Source organism: Prodigiosinella aquatilis, from assembly GCA_030388725.1.
Lineage (GTDB): Bacteria > Pseudomonadota > Gammaproteobacteria > Enterobacterales > Enterobacteriaceae > Prodigiosinella > Prodigiosinella aquatilis.
Window position 1 is genome coordinate 2173298 of sequence record CP128857.1, and the last position, 16536, is coordinate 2189833.

At 44.6% G+C, this 16536-nt stretch carries 12 protein-coding genes; 5 read left to right on the forward strand and 7 right to left on the reverse strand.

Annotated features, from left to right (window positions below):
* Positions 1 to 19: 19 nt before the first annotated feature.
* From phoQ to hflD, 4 genes are all read right to left on the reverse strand, one after another.
* Positions 20 to 1480, reverse strand: coding sequence for a two-component system sensor histidine kinase PhoQ (phoQ, locus tag PCO85_10195; GenBank protein WJV55719.1), 1461 nt, complete (start codon positions 1478 to 1480; stop codon positions 20 to 22).
* Entirely contained in the window at positions 1473 to 2156 is a 684-nt protein-coding gene (phoP, locus tag PCO85_10200; GenBank protein ID WJV55720.1) for a two-component system response regulator PhoP, read from the reverse strand. Before phoP ends, phoQ begins: the two co-directional genes overlap by 8 nt.
* A gap of 175 nt (positions 2157 to 2331) precedes the next feature.
* A complete protein-coding gene (gene purB / locus PCO85_10205; protein WJV55721.1) occupies positions 2332 to 3702 on the reverse strand; it encodes an adenylosuccinate lyase in 1371 nt (456 codons plus the stop codon).
* 133 nt (positions 3703 to 3835) lie between these two features.
* Complete coding sequence (hflD, locus tag PCO85_10210) at positions 3836 to 4468, reverse strand: high frequency lysogenization protein HflD (protein WJV55722.1); 633 nt, start codon at positions 4466 to 4468, stop codon at positions 3836 to 3838.
* A 767-nt stretch (positions 4469 to 5235) separates the two neighbouring features.
* Here hflD and PCO85_10215 point away from each other — a divergent pair.
* Positions 5236 to 6903, forward strand: a complete 1668-nt coding sequence (locus PCO85_10215) for a methyl-accepting chemotaxis protein (protein WJV55723.1) — start codon at positions 5236 to 5238, stop codon at positions 6901 to 6903.
* A gap of 265 nt (positions 6904 to 7168) precedes the next feature.
* On the opposite strand, the gene mnmA is transcribed toward PCO85_10215, so the two are convergent.
* The 3 genes from mnmA to rluE form a co-directional block, all read right to left on the reverse strand.
* Positions 7169 to 8281 (reverse strand): tRNA 2-thiouridine(34) synthase MnmA, encoded by a 1113-nt coding sequence (gene mnmA, locus PCO85_10220; protein ID WJV55724.1) that lies wholly within the window; start codon positions 8279 to 8281, stop codon positions 7169 to 7171.
* A 99-nt stretch (positions 8282 to 8380) separates the two neighbouring features.
* Entirely contained in the window at positions 8381 to 8827 is a 447-nt protein-coding gene (locus PCO85_10225) for an NUDIX hydrolase (GenBank protein WJV55725.1), read from the reverse strand.
* The gene (rluE, locus tag PCO85_10230) at positions 8820 to 9476 is read right to left on the reverse strand and encodes a 23S rRNA pseudouridine(2457) synthase RluE (protein WJV55726.1); all 657 of its coding nucleotides are present in this window, start codon (positions 9474 to 9476) and stop codon (positions 8820 to 8822) included. Before rluE ends, PCO85_10225 begins: the two co-directional genes overlap by 8 nt.
* A gap of 101 nt (positions 9477 to 9577) precedes the next feature.
* Between rluE and icd the strand changes: the two genes are divergently transcribed.
* The 4 genes from icd to PCO85_10250 all read left to right on the forward strand — a co-directional run bounded on the left by icd (position 9578) and on the right by PCO85_10250 (position 16525).
* Entirely contained in the window at positions 9578 to 10831 is a 1254-nt protein-coding gene (gene icd, locus PCO85_10235; GenBank protein WJV55727.1) for an NADP-dependent isocitrate dehydrogenase, read from the forward strand.
* A gap of 735 nt (positions 10832 to 11566) precedes the next feature.
* A complete protein-coding gene (locus PCO85_10240) occupies positions 11567 to 13738 on the forward strand; it encodes an EAL domain-containing protein (GenBank protein WJV55728.1) in 2172 nt (723 codons plus the stop codon).
* Between the two features lie 450 nt (positions 13739 to 14188).
* The gene (gene htpX / locus PCO85_10245; protein WJV55729.1) at positions 14189 to 15073 is read left to right on the forward strand and encodes a protease HtpX; all 885 of its coding nucleotides are present in this window, start codon (positions 14189 to 14191) and stop codon (positions 15071 to 15073) included.
* Between the two features lie 285 nt (positions 15074 to 15358).
* A complete protein-coding gene (locus PCO85_10250; protein WJV55730.1) occupies positions 15359 to 16525 on the forward strand; it encodes an oligogalacturonate lyase family protein in 1167 nt (388 codons plus the stop codon).
* Positions 16526 to 16536: the final 11 nt, after the last annotated feature.

Consider the following 16536-nt stretch of genomic DNA (forward strand, 5'->3'; position numbering starts at 1 on the left):
AAGCCGGATGTACTGTCTTTTATCCCTCATTCTGATTAAGGTGCTGATAGCCAAAAATGGCTTCTATGCGTGCTCCACCCAACGTGCTGTCGCTGATGAGAATATCACCCTGATATTGCTCAATAATCTCTATTGCCACCGCCAAACCGATACCTTGACCAGGACGAAGTGTATCGGCTCGTTGTCCGCGTTGGAAAATCAATTCCCGTTTGCTATGAAGAACACCGGGGCCATCATCTTCAACAATCAGATGTAATTTCTGTTCGGAATATTGTGCGCTGATCTCCACAAATTCCAGGCAGTATTTACAGGCGTTATCCAGAATATTGCCCATTATTTCCATGAAATCATTTTTTTCTCCGATAAACGTCAGTTCCGGGGAAATATCTAGCGTGAGTACAACACCTTTACGTTGATAAACTTTATTGAGCGCGGAGCACAAGCTATCCAGTAGGGCGGGGACGGAATGAACTTCCCGGCCTATCACCAGATGCTCAGTACGCATACTGGCGCGGTGCAGATAGTAGCCAATCTGTTGTGAGATGCGGCTGATTTGCGCCAGCATAATCGGTTCTGCCTGCTCAATAGTAATATCCTTGCCGGTGCGTAATGTTCTTAATGTGGTCTGTAATACCGCCAGCGGGGTTTTCAGACTATGAGTCAAATCGGTTAACGTGGTGCGGTATTTGTGATAGCGCCGACGTTCATTATTTAGCAATGTATTGAGGTTACGTACCAGACTATGCAACTCTCGAGGTGGGCTCTCATCTAACTGATCGCGGGTGCCGTTTTCTAACTCGCCAATTTGGTGAACCAGATGTTTGATGGGGCGCAGACTCCAGTGTGCGGCTAGCCATAACAACGGTAGCACCAGCAAGAGATGGGCGATAAGAACGTAGCTGAACCATTCCCATACGACATCAGTCTGCTGCAACTCTTGTGGAATTTTGTCAACAACGACAATGGTGAGTGACGGTAGGCGTTCAGATGCCGGATAAATGTTAACGGCGACAGTGTGTGTTAGTAGCGCATCATCCTCGGAATTGTACGCCCGTAACTTGTTCATGATCTGTGCGTTGCCGGATAATACGACGCTGCTGGTACGAGGGTCTGCATCTAACTCATGATAGCCGGTCCGCTGTAACCACTCGGGTTTGATCAGCGCCTCCAGCTCTGGCACAGCATGCTCTCGCCACAATAATTTCCCTTGTTTATCGTAGATAAATACCAATGTTGGATAGTGAATATCCAGCTCCGTGGGGATAGTGATAGTAAGTTGGTGATCCCGCCATTGCGCCAGGCTATAAAACAGGTTGCTTTCGCCACGCAATAGGCGAAAAGATGTTTGATCAAAGCTGATGCTGTACCCCATGATAGCGACACCGCCGTAAGAAAGGGTGAGTGCCAGTACGACCGCTGCAGTGGCGATCAAGAAGCGAAAGCGTAGTGAGAGTGGTTTTTTTTTGCTCATATCAGCCATGGTGCATACTGATATCGAAGCGATAGCCCTGACTCCTGACCGTCGTGATGACGTCATGGGAATTTACGGCCTGTAATTTTTTGCGCAGTCGACCCATGAGTACATCGATGGTGTGGCTTTCACGCAGTTCGGCATCGGGATAGAGTTGTAACATTAGCGATTCTTTGCTGACGACTTTTCCACAGTTACGAATTAACGTTTCGATAATGGTGTATTCAAAAGCTGTTAATTTTACGTTGATGCCACGAACCAGTAATTCCCGGCGAGACAGATCGATCTCAAACGGGGGAATGCTGATAATTTGTGATGCCAGGCCACAGTTACGACGCATTAACGCCTGCATGCGAGCAACTACTTCTTCCATGTGAAATGGCTTGGTGACATAGTCGTCGGCCCCGGCTTCCAGAACGGCGACTTTCTCCTGCCAGCTTTCACGGGCGGTTAACACCAGAATTGGCAGTTTGATCTGCTGTGCCCGCCAACGTCGGATCAAACTGGTGCCATCTTCAACTGGTAACCCTAGATCGATAACGGCAATGTCTGGTGCGTGCTCATGGAGAAAATAATCGGCTTCTTTGGCATCAGCGGCCGCATCCACCTGATGTCCCATCTCATTCATCTGGACACTCAGGTGATGGCGTAACAGGGCATTATCTTCAACAATAAGAATACGCATAGTTTTTTCTCTGAGTGAACCTGAAGGAAGATGTTTCGATTATAGCAGCGAGCCAATATCACACAGTTGGCAATAATGACGGATAAGATTATGCATAACTGCCATAAACGGCAGGTAAACAAACGGAAGTAGAAATAGTGGCAGGCAGAGTTTCGCCTGCCAAGTAGGGAATAACTTATTTCAGTTCATCAACCATTTTCAACGCGCGACCAATATAATTAGCGGGTGTTAATGTTTTCAGGCGGGCTTTTTCTGTTTCAGGTAGCTCCAGTCCATCAATAAAGGCCTTTATGCCCTCAGCGTCGACACGTTTACCGCGCGTAAGCTCTTTCAGCTTTTCGTAGGGTTTCTCGATACCATAACGACGCATTACCGTTTGAATCGGCTCAGCCAGCACTTCCCAGTTATGATCCAATTCCTCGGCCAGATGAGCACAGTTTACTTCCAGTTTACTGATGCCTTTAAGCGTAGCCTGATAAGCGATTACGGCATAGCCCACACCGACGCCGAGATTACGAAGTACAGTTGAATCTGTTAGGTCACGCTGCCAGCGTGAAACCGGTAGTTTGCTGGACAGATGTCCTAATACGGCGTTAGATAGTCCCAGATTGCCTTCGGAATTTTCAAAGTCGATAGGATTCACTTTATGTGGCATTGTGGAGGAGCCAATTTCACCCGCAATGGTTTTCTGCTTGAAGTGATTAAGGGCAATGTAACCCCAAACATCACGGTCAAAATCAAGCAGAATGGTATTGAAGCGTGCCATGCAATCGAACAGTTCGGCAATGTAATCATGCGGTTCGATTTGTGTGGTATACGGGTTCCAGGTGATACCCAGTGACGTCACAAAACTTTCGCTGAATTGATGCCAGTCAATATCAGGATAGGCGACCATATGTGCATTATAATTGCCGACGGCACCATTAATTTTCCCCATTATTTCAACCTGTTGTAATTGCTGCAACTGGCGTTCCATTCGATAGGCTGTGTTGGCAAATTCCTTCCCAATGGTAGACGGTGTTGCAGGCTGTCCATGGGTACGGGACAACAGCGGAATATCACGATACTGATGGGCTAACTGTTTGATGGCATCAGTGATATTGCGCCAGAAAGGCAGGATGATCTCGCGGCGTGCGGTACCCAGCATCAGTGCGTGGGAAAGATTGTTGATGTCTTCAGAGGTGCAAGCGAAATGAACAAATTCGCTGACCGCATGCAGGGCAGGTACGGTAGCCACTTTTTCTTTTAGAAAATACTCTACAGCTTTGACATCGTGATTGGTGGTACGCTCAATGGTTTTGATACGAGCAGCATCTTCTTCACTGAATTCGCTGATAATTCTATCAAGGAAAGCGTTTGCGTCAGCGTCAAATGCAGGAACTTCCTGGATTTCTGCACAGGCCGCCAGTTTTTGCAGCCAACGTACTTCAACCTGCACACGAAACTTCAGTAAACCATATTCACTGAAAATAGTGCGCAACATGCTGACTTTATCGCCGTAGCGTCCGTCAATAGGGGAAACGGCGGTCAGTGAGGATAATTCCATTGCAAGCAACTCCTGAGATTGGGTTTAACAAAAAATAAAATGTATTGTTGTAATAGTATCGCATGCTGGTGGCCGAACCGGAATAAGCGACCACCACTCTTATGGTGTAATCTCCATCATTCCGAGGAGATCATCAGGCATAAGAGTGTGACAGTATCTGTTGGGCGTGTTTTACCAGTGCGTTGCGAGCAAACATTAATTGTAGACGCCCACCACCGACCTGCTGCCACAGGACTGCTGAGCGGATACCAGCCAGCAAGATGGCTCTGACTTTAGCTTGAATCTGATTGTTTTTTAATATATCAACTGAACCTGTAACCTGAATACGCGGACCTAATTTGCTGATAACGTCCACATAAATACCAGCCAGAACATTGATGATAGTATCGGAAAGCAAATCATAGTGTTCTGTCTGTCGGCCCAACTGATTGATACGACTACTCAGTTCTTTGAATGCTGAACGATTTTTATCGAGGCGTCGTTCAAGTGCTATGAGGCTGAATGTATAGCGGGACAGCTCAGTATTAAGATCTCCACGGGTGCTATTCAGTATACTTAACAAGGTTTTCAACCCTGTTGTCAGGTTACTTTCTTCATTGCCGAAAACGTCCAGTGTAGTGGCAGGGTTCACGATCAATATGCTGTTAAGCGAGGTTCTCAGTGTGTCGCTACTACAGTTGCCCTGATGTGCCAGTTGTTGAACCAGACAGGCAGATTGGCAGATACCGCCTAATGCCAGCGTAATGTCGTGATAATTTTTAGCCACAATTGCTCCTGTCATTGTTCTTTATAATAGCCTGCATGGGTGCCTTGCTGGATGGCACCCGGAGAAAGTGTTGAGCAATCTTTTCATCAGTAGTGATAGTTGAATTGATGCTGGACTTCCACATTTGTACTGGTGTGCAATGCTGAATTCAGTAGATCATGCCATAAAACACTAGTTGAACACAGCCTCTGGTAGGGCCAGATAGAGAGAAATATACAGATGCAGTTTCTCCAATCGTTGGTTATGTATGGCAATACAAGAAGATAATGTGCATATCTTTGTTTCGTTTGACTACTATGTAATCGATTAACCGTCTATATATAGTCTGAATGGAATTGGTTTCCTACGTTATTATCTCTTTTTATGCAGAAAGTAATATGGGTTGTCATTTAATGAAGACTCATTTTCTGCATGAAGTGTTATATGGAATAAATAATTATTGTTGGTATCTATCAGTAATTATTATAAATAAAACTGTATTTTGTTTTTTCTATTCATATTTTTTATTTTTAACTGTCGTCATTCATTTTTTTTCATATGAATAGTTATTTAAATAGACGTTATGATGCATGTGAAATCAATATCAAAAGTTTGAGCAGATTCAAATTAATGATCAAAGATTTTCCCCAGCGTGCCGATAATAAAATAGAACTTTATTTCTTAGCCGGATGCAAAACTCTCCATAGGGCGAGTTCCAGCGGAAAAGCCAATGATTACCTCAATTTCATTGAGGTTAATACGTAACGCGTTTTATCAGGGGTCGAATTATGAGATTTATTCGAGATATAAAAATAAGAACTATGATGGTTTTGATTCTTATCCTATTTTGTATTTTATGGGGAGGTGTGTCAGCATTTGCGCTTTACTCACTGGATCAATTGACTGAAGAGTTACAGTTGACGAATGTTCAGCAAGGAAATGGCGATATTATAAATGATGCTAATGCTCATTATTATCGTGTTCAAAACCAGCTTTACAGTGCGTTAGACGCAAGAATCAAGGACAATTCTTCACTAGCGGATATCCAGCTCATGATGGCTGGAAAAGAGATGGATAAATTAAAAGAAGGGCTTGATCAATTTAAATCTATTGATCATGTCAACATTGATCCTAAGATCATTGGTTTAATCTACAACAGCTCCTATAAACTTTTTACCGAAGGTGTCACGCCGTTAGCGGATGCCATCAAAGCGAATCGGATTGATGATGCCAAAAAACTGACTCAAATTTTTCCTTCACTGCGTAATAATTTTACAGTAGCCATCGAGCAATACAACAAGGCTATATTCCAGCTAAAAGCTGAAGCTCAGGAACGCATTTCTGTATGGGTGAGCCGATGCCAGCAAATGTTGATTGCTGCGCTGATCGTCGGTTTTATCATTGTACTGCTCACCGACCGCTATCTGGCAACCTATGTTATCAAACCACTTGAGCTAATTAAAAAGCATCTGCAAGTTCTGGCTGTCGGTAATTTGTATACCAGAATGGTAAATACCGGGAGAAACTGTGTCGGTCAGCTCGTTCCTTATGTGCAGCAAATGCAGGATAACTGGGTAAAAACTGTTTCGGAAATCCGTGGTAGCTCTGAAGCTATTTATCGTGGAACCAGTGAAATTTCTTCCGGTAATACCGACTTGTCTTCACGTACCGAGGAACAGGCCTCTGCGCTTGAAGAAACTGCGAGCAGCATGGAGCAACTCAGTGCTGCGGTGAAACAAAACGCTGACAATGCCAGTCAGGCAAGCGTGCTGGCACAGAATGCGTCGAAAACGGCACACGAAGGCGGTGATATCGTTGGCGAAGTGATTAAAACTATGGGGGCAATTAGTAGCAGTTCTCAGAAAATTGCCGATATCATTAACGTTATCAACAGTATCGCTTTCCAGACCAATATTCTGGCGTTGAATGCAGCAGTGGAGGCTGCGCGAGCTGGAGAACAGGGGCGGGGATTTGCTGTAGTTGCCAGTGAGGTGCGGAGTCTGGCACAGCGTAGTGCGCAGGCGGCCAAAGAGATAGAAGGACTTATCGGGGAATCTGTCAATAATGTGAACATGGGGTCAACGCAAGTCACTCGTGCGGGTGATGCAATGGATAACATCGTTAAAGCCGTAACCAGCGTGACCGATATTATGGGTGAGATTGCATCCGCCTCCAATGAGCAAAGTAAGGGTATTTCCCAGGTAGGCCAGGCGATTGTAGAGATGGATAGTGTTACTCAGCAGAACGCCTCATTGGTTGAACAGTCAACGGCTGCTTCAGCATCACTTGAAGAACAGGCACGACGTTTGACGGAAATCGTTTCTATTTTTCAGATGTCGGAGTCAGATGAACGTTCACCAGAGAGAGGAAGCAGCAGATCACAACCGATAGCGCTCCCTGGCGCAGCGTCAGCGAAAAAAATGGTATCTAATGATAACAACTGGGAAAAGTTCTGATTGTTGTCGAATACGTTAATGCAATAAGTAAAGAGGCGCCATCCGGCACCTTCAGATCATTGTCAAACTTATGTGCGGTGTCAGAACGGTGATAATGGGAGAGAAGAGTAAAGCATCCGCGTCAAGGATGGCGCGGCTTGAGCTTGCAAATAGGTACTTGCAGTGTCTTTTTTACGATCTTCCTATCATCGCCGCGATGTGCGCTTTGTTATCAAGCTCAAGGACACCATCTGGCATCCTTTACCATGAGAAAAGAGTAACACGGTTAATTGTAAGCGGGCTGACGCTCTTCGATAATGCCTCCACCAAGACAGATTTCATCCTGATAGAAAACGGCAGATTGTCCTGGTGTGACGGCAGCGACTGGCTTGCCAAAGCGAACCTGAATCCGGTCACCGTCGATGGGGATAACCGTGCATGGAATATCAGCCTGTCGATAACGGGTTTTGACCACACAGTGCAGTTCATGGGTGAGTGGATTGCGGTCAACCCAATGCAATTGTTGGGCGATAAGACCATCAGACATCAATCTTGGATGTTCATGGCCCTGAGCGACGTACAGAATATTATTCACGACGTCTTTATCTACGACATACCACGGATCGTCACCGCCTTCTTTCACGCCACCGATACCCAGGCCTTTGCGCTGTCCCAATGTGTGATACATCAACCCTTGATGTTCACCCATCGTTTTCCCATCATCAACCGAGATAATGGCACCTGGTTGAGCTGGTAGATAGCGAGCCAGAAATTCGCGGAATTTACGCTCGCCAATAAAACAGATGCCAGTGGAATCTTTCTTTTTAGCCGTCGCTAAATCCAATTGTTCGGCAATTTTTCTGACCTGCGGTTTTTCCAGTTCACCGACCGGAAACAGGCTTTGCGCCAATTGTTGATGACTGAGTGTATAAAGAAAATAACTTTGGTCTTTATTGCCATCCAGACCACGCAACAGGCGGCTTTTACCATTAATATCCTGACGCCGGACATAGTGCCCAGTGGCAATAAAATCGGCGCCCAGATCTTCGGCGGCAAATTCAAGGAAGGCTTTAAACTTGATCTCCTTGTTGCACAGAATATCGGGGTTCGGCGTGCGTCCCGCTTTATATTCCGCCAAGAAGTGTTCAAAAACGTTATCCCAGTATTCTGCGGCGAAATTTACTGTGTGCAATTCGATACCCAGCTTGTCGCAAACGGCTTGTGCATCGGCCAGATCAGTAGCGGCAGAACAGTATTCAGTGTCGTCATCTTCCTCCCAGTTCTTCATGAACAGGCCCTCGACCTGATATCCCTGTTGTTGAAGCAGGTGAGCGGAAACGGAAGAATCGACACCGCCGGACATACCGACAATTACTTTTTTCTGGCTGTTATCTGACATGAGAGTCTCACAAACTGAAAAATATATAATGCGTTAAGGCAAAAAACGGGTGATGCATTTTAGCATGTTGACTATTGGGCTGCACCGCCTTCTGCCACTTTAGTATGGCCAGTTAAAGGCTTCCAGCAATGCGAGTGGGTAACGCAGACCACGTTGATAACAACGGATGCTTTCGGCGACTAGCGGGGAGCGTAACTGATCTGAATGGATGATTTCTTCTGCGGTCAGCCAGTGGCAACAGTCAATATCACTGTCTTGTGGCATGGTCGCAACACGTTCAGGCAGATCGATAGTAAAGCAGAACCGCAAAAAAGGCGTATGGTCTGGGGCGATCCATTGGTGCAGTTGCAGAAAAGCCTGTGGCATGGCTCGTATGCCAGTTTCTTCACACAACTCACGGCTGGCCGCCTGAATCAATGTCTCATCGGCTTCAAGGTGCCCGGCTGGCTGATTCCAGAGCCGTTTATGGTTAATAATTTCTTCCACTATCAAAAAATGACTTTCCGCCTGGACAACGCAGGCGACAGTAACGTGGGGTTTAAACATTATCTACCTCTTTCCATGCCCCAGGGAGTAGTCCCTCCAGGGTATGATTCGACATACTGTAACGTATCAGCCGCAGTGTAGGAAAACCTATGTGGGCCGTCATCCGGCGTACTTGTCTATTACGGCCTTCGTACAAAGTAACTTTTAGCCAACACACCGGGATAGATTTCCGATCGCGAATAGGGGGCATTCTGGGCCATAACCATTCTGGTTCAGGAACTATCTCGACGTCTGCTGGCAGCGTACGTCCGTCTTTTAATGCCAGACCAGCTTTAAACTGCGCGAGTGCAGTGTTATCAGGGATACCTTCAACCTGTGCATAATAGATTTTAGGTGTTCGTTTTCCGGGCTGTGTCAGGCGGGCCTGAAGAACACCATCGTTGGTCAGGATCATCAGCCCTTCGCTATCGCGGTCCAAACGCCCTGCCGCATAGATGTCACTGAATGGTATATAGTCCTTCAGTGTTGTTCGTCCGGCCTCATCTGTGAACTGTGATAGTACATCGAAAGGTTTATTAAACAGCACAATACGACGCAGCTGGGATGCAGGTGTGTCTTTTTTGAATGACCGTGAGCTGAAACGTTTAAGCTTGTGATTTCTAACAGAGAATTTATTCATCTTCTTACTGGTTGCGAATGACAAAAACATTATACTCGAAATGGTTTGCGATTGGCGTGAGCTGAATATTCAAGTAGTATCGGCATACATCTTACAACTCATTAACAAAATTGCGCTCGAAGGAGAGGTTAATGGAAAGCAAAGTAGTTGTACCGGCAGAAGGTCAGAAAATCACAGTTGATAGTCAGGGTAAATTGGTGGTTCCTGATAACCCGGTTATTCCGTTCATCGAAGGGGACGGTATTGGTGTCGATGTTACGCCTGCCATGATTCATGTTGTTAATGCTGCAGTAAAAAAAGCTTATCAGGGAAAACGCGCTATTTCCTGGATGGAAATCTATACCGGTGAAAAATCAACACAAGTTTACGGTAAAGATGTCTGGTTACCAGAAGAGACGCTGGATTTGATTCGTGAATATCGTGTAGCGATTAAAGGCCCTCTGACGACACCAGTCGGTGGCGGTATTCGCTCTTTAAACGTAGCGCTACGCCAGCAACTGGATCTTTATATTTGTCTGCGCCCGGTTCGTTATTACGAGGGGACACCAAGCCCGGTAAAACATCCGGAACTGACTGACATGGTGATCTTTCGTGAAAACGCAGAAGATATCTATGCAGGCATTGAGTGGAAAGCAGGTACTGCTGAAGCAGATAAAGTGATTACATTCCTGCGTGAAGAGATGGGCGTTACTAAAATCCGCTTCCCACAGCAGTGTGGCATTGGTGTGAAGCCGTGCTCTGAAGAAGGGACCAAACGCCTGGTACGCGCAGCGATTGAATATGCCATCACGAATGACCGCGATTCCCTCACGCTGGTGCATAAAGGCAATATCATGAAGTTTACTGAAGGGGCCTTTAAAGATTGGGGATATCAGCTTGCTCGCGAAGAGTTTGGCGGTGAACTGATTGATGGTGGGCCATGGGTAAAAATCAAGAATCCGAAAACGGGTAAAGATATTGTTGTTAAAGATGTTATTGCCGATGCGTTCCTGCAACAAATTTTACTGCGTCCGGCTGAATATGATGTAATCGCTTGTATGAACCTGAATGGTGACTACATTTCAGATGCCTTGGCCGCGCAGGTTGGTGGTATCGGTATTGCCCCGGGCGCCAACATTGGTGATGAGTGTGCACTATTTGAAGCTACTCATGGCACTGCACCAAAATATGCAGGTCAGGATAAAGTCAACCCTGGTTCTATTATCTTGTCTGCAGAGATGATGTTACGCCATATGGAATGGTTTGAAGCTGCTGACCTGATTGTTCAAGGTATGGAAGGGGCGATTAAAAATAAAACTGTAACTTACGATTTTGAACGTCTGATGGATGGTGCGACATTGCGTAAATGCAGTGAGTTTGCGCAAGATATTATTGACAATATGTAAGAAATTATATTTTGAACCTCACGACACTTGAGTTTCGTGAGGTTCTTTATTACAACTTATAGGTTTTGAATCAGCATTTACGTCCATCTAATGAGATTTTTCCCTCTTATTTGTGCTGATCGAGTCCATGTTTCTCATGTTAGGAAGTGTTCTCTCTGAGTATGTAACGCCGTGTTTTTCCCCAATTAATATTGAATAGTGTCCACGTTCACCAGTAGCGTGAAGATTAATGACAACGAGCTGTTTTTTCACCACAATGTTCTTAATTTAGCTGTCGTGGTGAGTCTGCTATTTCGCTGATGAGTATTAGATGTACTATTATCTATGTACAGAAATGATAATTTTTAATCCTTTATTTTCTACAAATCTTGGCATTTCCCGTTGTAACATAAAGTAATTTACTTAGGTAACTTAATGTATTTATTCATTGATTACTGATCTCAAGGGTGTAAGAACAGCGCAAAATTTTTTATCATAATGCTTTCTCAATGCCTGCATTTTGCTATTGTGTTAAACACTGTTTGGCAATCGTATTGAGTGATGTAACCATTTCAACAGGGTAAACAGGCAAAAAAAGATAGTAGACAATTATCGTATTATCACTAATCAACAGATCGGTGGTTTTCTCCATCGATAATCTGTTTTTGTGCGATCAAAAAGAAACGGCACTAAGTTCTATGGCAACTAGCTACAAATTTTGACAGCTGAAACAATGGATAATGTAAGGGGAACCCCATGAGTCGAGCCCCAGTAAATAAAGATGAACAAAACCGACTTGCGGCGTTGAGTGAGTATGGTATCAATTGTCCTTTGTCTGATTCTGGTTTTAATAATCTGACTAACCTGGCGGCAAATGTTTTTAATGTTCCTATCGTATTAGTTTCTCTTCTGGAAGGAGGGCGTCAACTCATTGCGGTCGGCACAGGGGTTTCAACTTGTGAGACGCCACGTGAAATTTCATTTTGTACCCATACGATCCTCAGAAAAAGGATTATGGTTATTTCTGATGCTCGCAAAGATTCCCGTTTTAAAAATAGTCCTTTAGTGATCGGAAAACCCCACATCAGGTTCTATGCTGGGATTCCGCTGCGAACGCCCACTGGTTATGCTATTGGTGCGCTTAGCATTATCGACCAGAAACCGCGAACATCGTTCAGCGCAAGAGATGCTCATAACTTGCAGGATTTGGCTGCATTAGTTATGGATAAGTTGGAAACGCGGCGGCTTCGATTGGCCAGGAAGGATAATCAGATACGTTTTGAACATATTGCAAAAACATCACCAGACACCGTTTTGTGTGTTGATGAGAAAGGGATTATCACCTTCTGGAATGAATCGGCTGAAAAAATGCTGGAATATACCAGAGAACAGATAGTTGGCCAGCACATCAGCACAGTGGTACCTGATATGTTTGTGGTTCAGCTTCATCATCTTTCTATGGACAGCACGGCGCAGCTCAAAGGCAGTGGCATTAAACGTGAAGCCCGGACCATGAGCGGTGCGCTACTTTCGATCGAAATTTCCGTGTCTAGGTGGAAAGAGAATAATACTGTCAGTTACTGCGCCATTTTGCGAGATGTGATGGAGCGCCGGCGTTATGAAGAACGGTTATTTCTTCAAGCTCATCGTGATCCGCTCACAGGGCTTGCCAACCGGACGTTACTGACATCGACTTTAGAGCAAGTAGTAAAGGTCGGTTCCTCCGTGTGCGTGATGATAATCGATCTGGATGGTTTTAAATATATTAACGATAGTTTAGGCCACCCCAGTGGGGATGAAATTCTTATCAGTGTAGCAAAAAAGTTGCAGGCCAGTGTCCGTAGCGATGATCTTGTAGCGCGCATGGGCGGAGATGAATTTGCTTTGCTGCTGCCTCGACTTGATGATCCCCGACTGGCAGCAAATATTGCTGAACGGATTATCTATGATATTTCTCAGGCTATTATTATCGAGGATAAGCAGATCAATACCAGTGCCAGCATTGGCTTGGTAATGCACCCGTCCAACGGAGTATCGGTGCAGGATCTGTTAACCAGTGCTGATTTGGCGTTATACCAGGCTAAGGCAGAGGGGCGTAACTGTTACCGTTTCTTCACTCGTGAGTTAAGGGAAGTTTTTCAAGCCAAGCATGCTTTCCAACTGGAATTTATTCGTGCATATGAACAGAGTGAATTTGAGGTATTTTATCAACCGCAGGTCAGCCTGATTGATAATCGGATTGTTGGCGCTGAGGCACTGCTACGCTGGCGACATCCTTATAAAGGATTACTGAGTCCTGCTGCTTTCATTGCAGCATTGGAACGAGGTCCATGGGCCGAGCGTATTGGTGACTGGGTTTTACAAACAGCTTGCTGGCAGGCTGCAGATTGGCGCAATGCCGGTGCCAAAGATTTTCGCATCAGTGTTAATCTGTTTGCCGCTCAATTCCGTTCTGGAATGCTGGCACAAAAGATAAAGTCGGTATTGTCCCTCACTGGACTACCCCCGGACGCTCTGGAGCTTGAAATCACTGAAAATATCATTCTTCGGCATGATGAGAATATGTTGCGGCTTTTAAACGAGCTTCGTGACAAAGGCGTTGGTATCGCATTTGATGATTACGGTACCGGATATGCCTCGTTAAGTATGTTGAAGAATTATCCGGTAACTCGGCTCAAAATTGACCAGACTTTTGTTCTTGCCATGTGTGATTCTCCCCCTGATGCGGCAATCGTTCGCGCTATTCTTTACCTTGGCAAAAGTTTTGGTCTGAATGTTATTGCTGAAGGCGTTGAAACGCAGGAACAGTATGAGCGATTAAGAAATAAAGGGTGTGAACAGGCTCAGGGATATCTGTTTGGGCGTCCTATACCTGCTGTTGAGTTTGAGGAATTACTTGGATTAGGTAAGGAATCTGACATAGTGTAATTGAGGACCACAGCGAAAAGGCACTGTCTTAAAATCAACCATTTTTGGTAGAGTGATGATTTTTAATCAGTTGCCTTTTTGCTTAATGAAGGGGCGCTTTTTGAGCAACCCAATTAAAAAATAACCAGAACATACTTGCAAATAATGTTTATATCCGCATTAAAAATCATATCGCTCCTTACTACTATCCCGGCATTTATTGATTCTTTTTTGGCTTCCATATGGTTTTGTACAAAGTGGCAGTACGTGTATTGCATGGGAAAGATAAATGTATTTGTGCCTAAAAAATTCCTCCTTTTTACCTGATGTGGTAGAGGAGAATGTAAAGTTATGTGTATTTAGTAACTGAAACGTTAAGAATGCTTGAAAACATTACGGCAGACCATACGATATCAATGTTTCAGACACCATTCTGGTGTTGTTTTTATTGAGTGAGGGAATCAGAACCATATGATGCGTATTGCGCTTTTCCTTATCACCAACCTGGCGGTGATGTTGGTATTCGGGTTAGTGCTCAGCCTGACAGGAATTCAGTCCAGCAGTGTACAAGGATTAGTGATCATGTCCGGACTGTTTGGTTTTGGCGGTGCTTTTGTTTCACTGTTGATGTCGAAATGGATGGCATTGCGTTCGGTCGGCGGTGAAGTGATTGAACAACCACGTAATGAAACAGAACGCTGGCTGCTTACCACCGTTAGAGAACTATCACAGCAAGTAGGCATTACTATGCCGCAGGTTGCTGTTTACCATTCTCCTGATATCAATGCTTTTGCAACGGGTGCTCGTCGTGATGCTTCTTTGGTCGCTGTCAGCAGTGGCCTGTTGCAGAATATGAGCCGTGATGAGGCTCAAGCTGTTATCGCCCATGAAATCAGTCATGTTGCCAATGGGGATATGGTTACCATGACGTTGATTCAGGGAGTAGTTAACACCTTTGTTATCTTTATCTCACGGCTTCTTGCCCAAGTGGTTTCTGGTTTCCTTTCAGGTAACAGAGATGATGGTGAGGAGGGCAGTGGTGGAAATCCACTGGTTTATTTTGCGGTCGCGACGGTCTTGGAACTGCTGTTTGGCATTTTGGCCAGTATTATCACGATGTGGTTTTCTCGTTATCGTGAGTTTCACGCCGATGCAGGTTCAGCCACGTTAGTAGGTCGGGAAAAAATGATTGCTGCTTTACAGCGTCTGAAAACCAGTTACGAGCCACAGGAAGAGAGCAGTATGATGGCGTTTTGTATTAATGGTAAGTCTAAATCATTTAGTGAACTGTTTATGTCTCATCCGCCACTGGATAAGCGCATCGAAGCACTTCGTAATGGCTCATACCTGAAATAACTAGCGTCTCTGGTTTGTCGATAAAGGCTCCGAAAGGGGCCTTTTTTTGAAGAACAAGGGCCATGACAACACTATCTATTTTCTAGTCCTGGATAAAATAATCTTGCCTCAACTCAAACAGTGAGTGAAAACATCTGAAATATTTCATAAAATAAAACCATGATCACAGAAAAATGAAACGTCGTTTCTACAATATCAATATTACAGATGAACTGTTTGAGCTACGTTGCAACACAGTTCTCAGACGACATCAGATTCTTCATGATAAGCCCTAAGGATTTACAGATGGCTAAAGGTAATAAGCTTCCTTTCACGTTTCATACCTACCAGGATCCAGCAACTGGTACTGACGTTGTACGTCTCACTCCTCCCGATGTCATCTGTCACCGCAATTATTTTTATCAGAAATGTTTCAGTAATGATGGAAGTAACTTGTTGTTTGGTGGCGCTTTTGACGGTTCGTGGAACTATTATTTACTGGATCTTAAAAAACAACAGGCAACACAGCTAACAGAAGGGACGGGTGATAATACGTTCGGAGGATTTCTATCGCCGAAAGATGATGCACTCTATTACGTAAAAAAAACACGTAACTTGATGCGCGTGGATTTGGAAACACTAGAAGAAACAACCATTTATCAGGTTCCGGATGATTGGGTTGGATACGGTACTTGGGTGGCTAATTCTGATTGTAGTAAGATGGTGGGGATTGAAATTAAAAAAGAGGACTGGAAACCACTTACTGATTGGAAAAAGTTTCAGGAGTTTTATTTCACTAATCCATGTTGCCGCTTGATTTGTGTAGACTTACAGACGGGTGAGGCCAAAACCATTCTTAAAGAAAACCAATGGCTTGGACATCCAATCTATCGTCCTGGCGATGATAATACCGTTGCCTTCTGCCATGAGGGACCGCATGATCTGGTCGATTCCCGTATGTGGTTCATTAATGAAGACGGTAGCAACATGCGGAAGGTAAAAGAGCATGCGCCGGGTGAAAGTTGTACTCATGAATTCTGGGTTCCAGATGGTTCCGCCCTTGTTTATGTCTCTTATATGAAAGGCAGTACGAATCGTTTTATTTGTAGTATTGACCCTGTAACATTAGAAAACCGGCAATTGATGGAAATGCCAGCCTGCTCACATTTGATGAGTAACTATGACGGTACGTTAATGGTGGGTGATGGCTCCAATGCGCCAGTAGATGTGAAGGATGATGGTGGTTATAAGATTGAAAATGATCCTTTTTTGTATGTATTTAATATGAAAACGGGTAAACAACATCGGGTCGCTCAACATAACACCTCCTGGGACGTTCTGGAGGGAGACCGCCAGGTAACACATCCGCATCCATCTTTTACACCGGATAATAAACAAATTTTGTTTACATCTGATATGGATGGTATGCCAGCGTTATATCTGGCGAAAGTGCCAGACTCTGTCTGGCAATAATGCTTCAAGAA

Coding starts and splice junctions, on each gene's coding strand:
- PCO85_10240 (WJV55728.1), top strand. CDS start 11,567: ATGAGTCGAGCCCCAGTAAATAAAGATGAACAAAACCGACTTGCGGCG.
- PCO85_10215 (WJV55723.1), top strand. CDS start 5,236: ATGAGATTTATTCGAGATATAAAAATAAGAACTATGATGGTTTTGATT.
- mnmA (WJV55724.1), bottom strand. CDS start 8,281: ATGTCAGATAACAGCCAGAAAAAAGTAATTGTCGGTATGTCCGGCGGT.
- rluE (WJV55726.1), bottom strand. CDS start 9,476: ATGTTTTTGTCATTCGCAACCAGTAAGAAGATGAATAAATTCTCTGTT.
- phoP (WJV55720.1), bottom strand. CDS start 2,156: ATGCGTATTCTTATTGTTGAAGATAATGCCCTGTTACGCCATCACCTG.
- icd (WJV55727.1), top strand. CDS start 9,578: ATGGAAAGCAAAGTAGTTGTACCGGCAGAAGGTCAGAAAATCACAGTT.
- htpX (WJV55729.1), top strand. CDS start 14,189: ATGATGCGTATTGCGCTTTTCCTTATCACCAACCTGGCGGTGATGTTG.
- purB (WJV55721.1), bottom strand. CDS start 3,702: ATGGAATTATCCTCACTGACCGCCGTTTCCCCTATTGACGGACGCTAC.
- phoQ (WJV55719.1), bottom strand. CDS start 1,480: ATGGCTGATATGAGCAAAAAAAAACCACTCTCACTACGCTTTCGCTTC.
- PCO85_10250 (WJV55730.1), top strand. CDS start 15,359: ATGGCTAAAGGTAATAAGCTTCCTTTCACGTTTCATACCTACCAGGAT.
- PCO85_10225 (WJV55725.1), bottom strand. CDS start 8,827: ATGTTTAAACCCCACGTTACTGTCGCCTGCGTTGTCCAGGCGGAAAGT.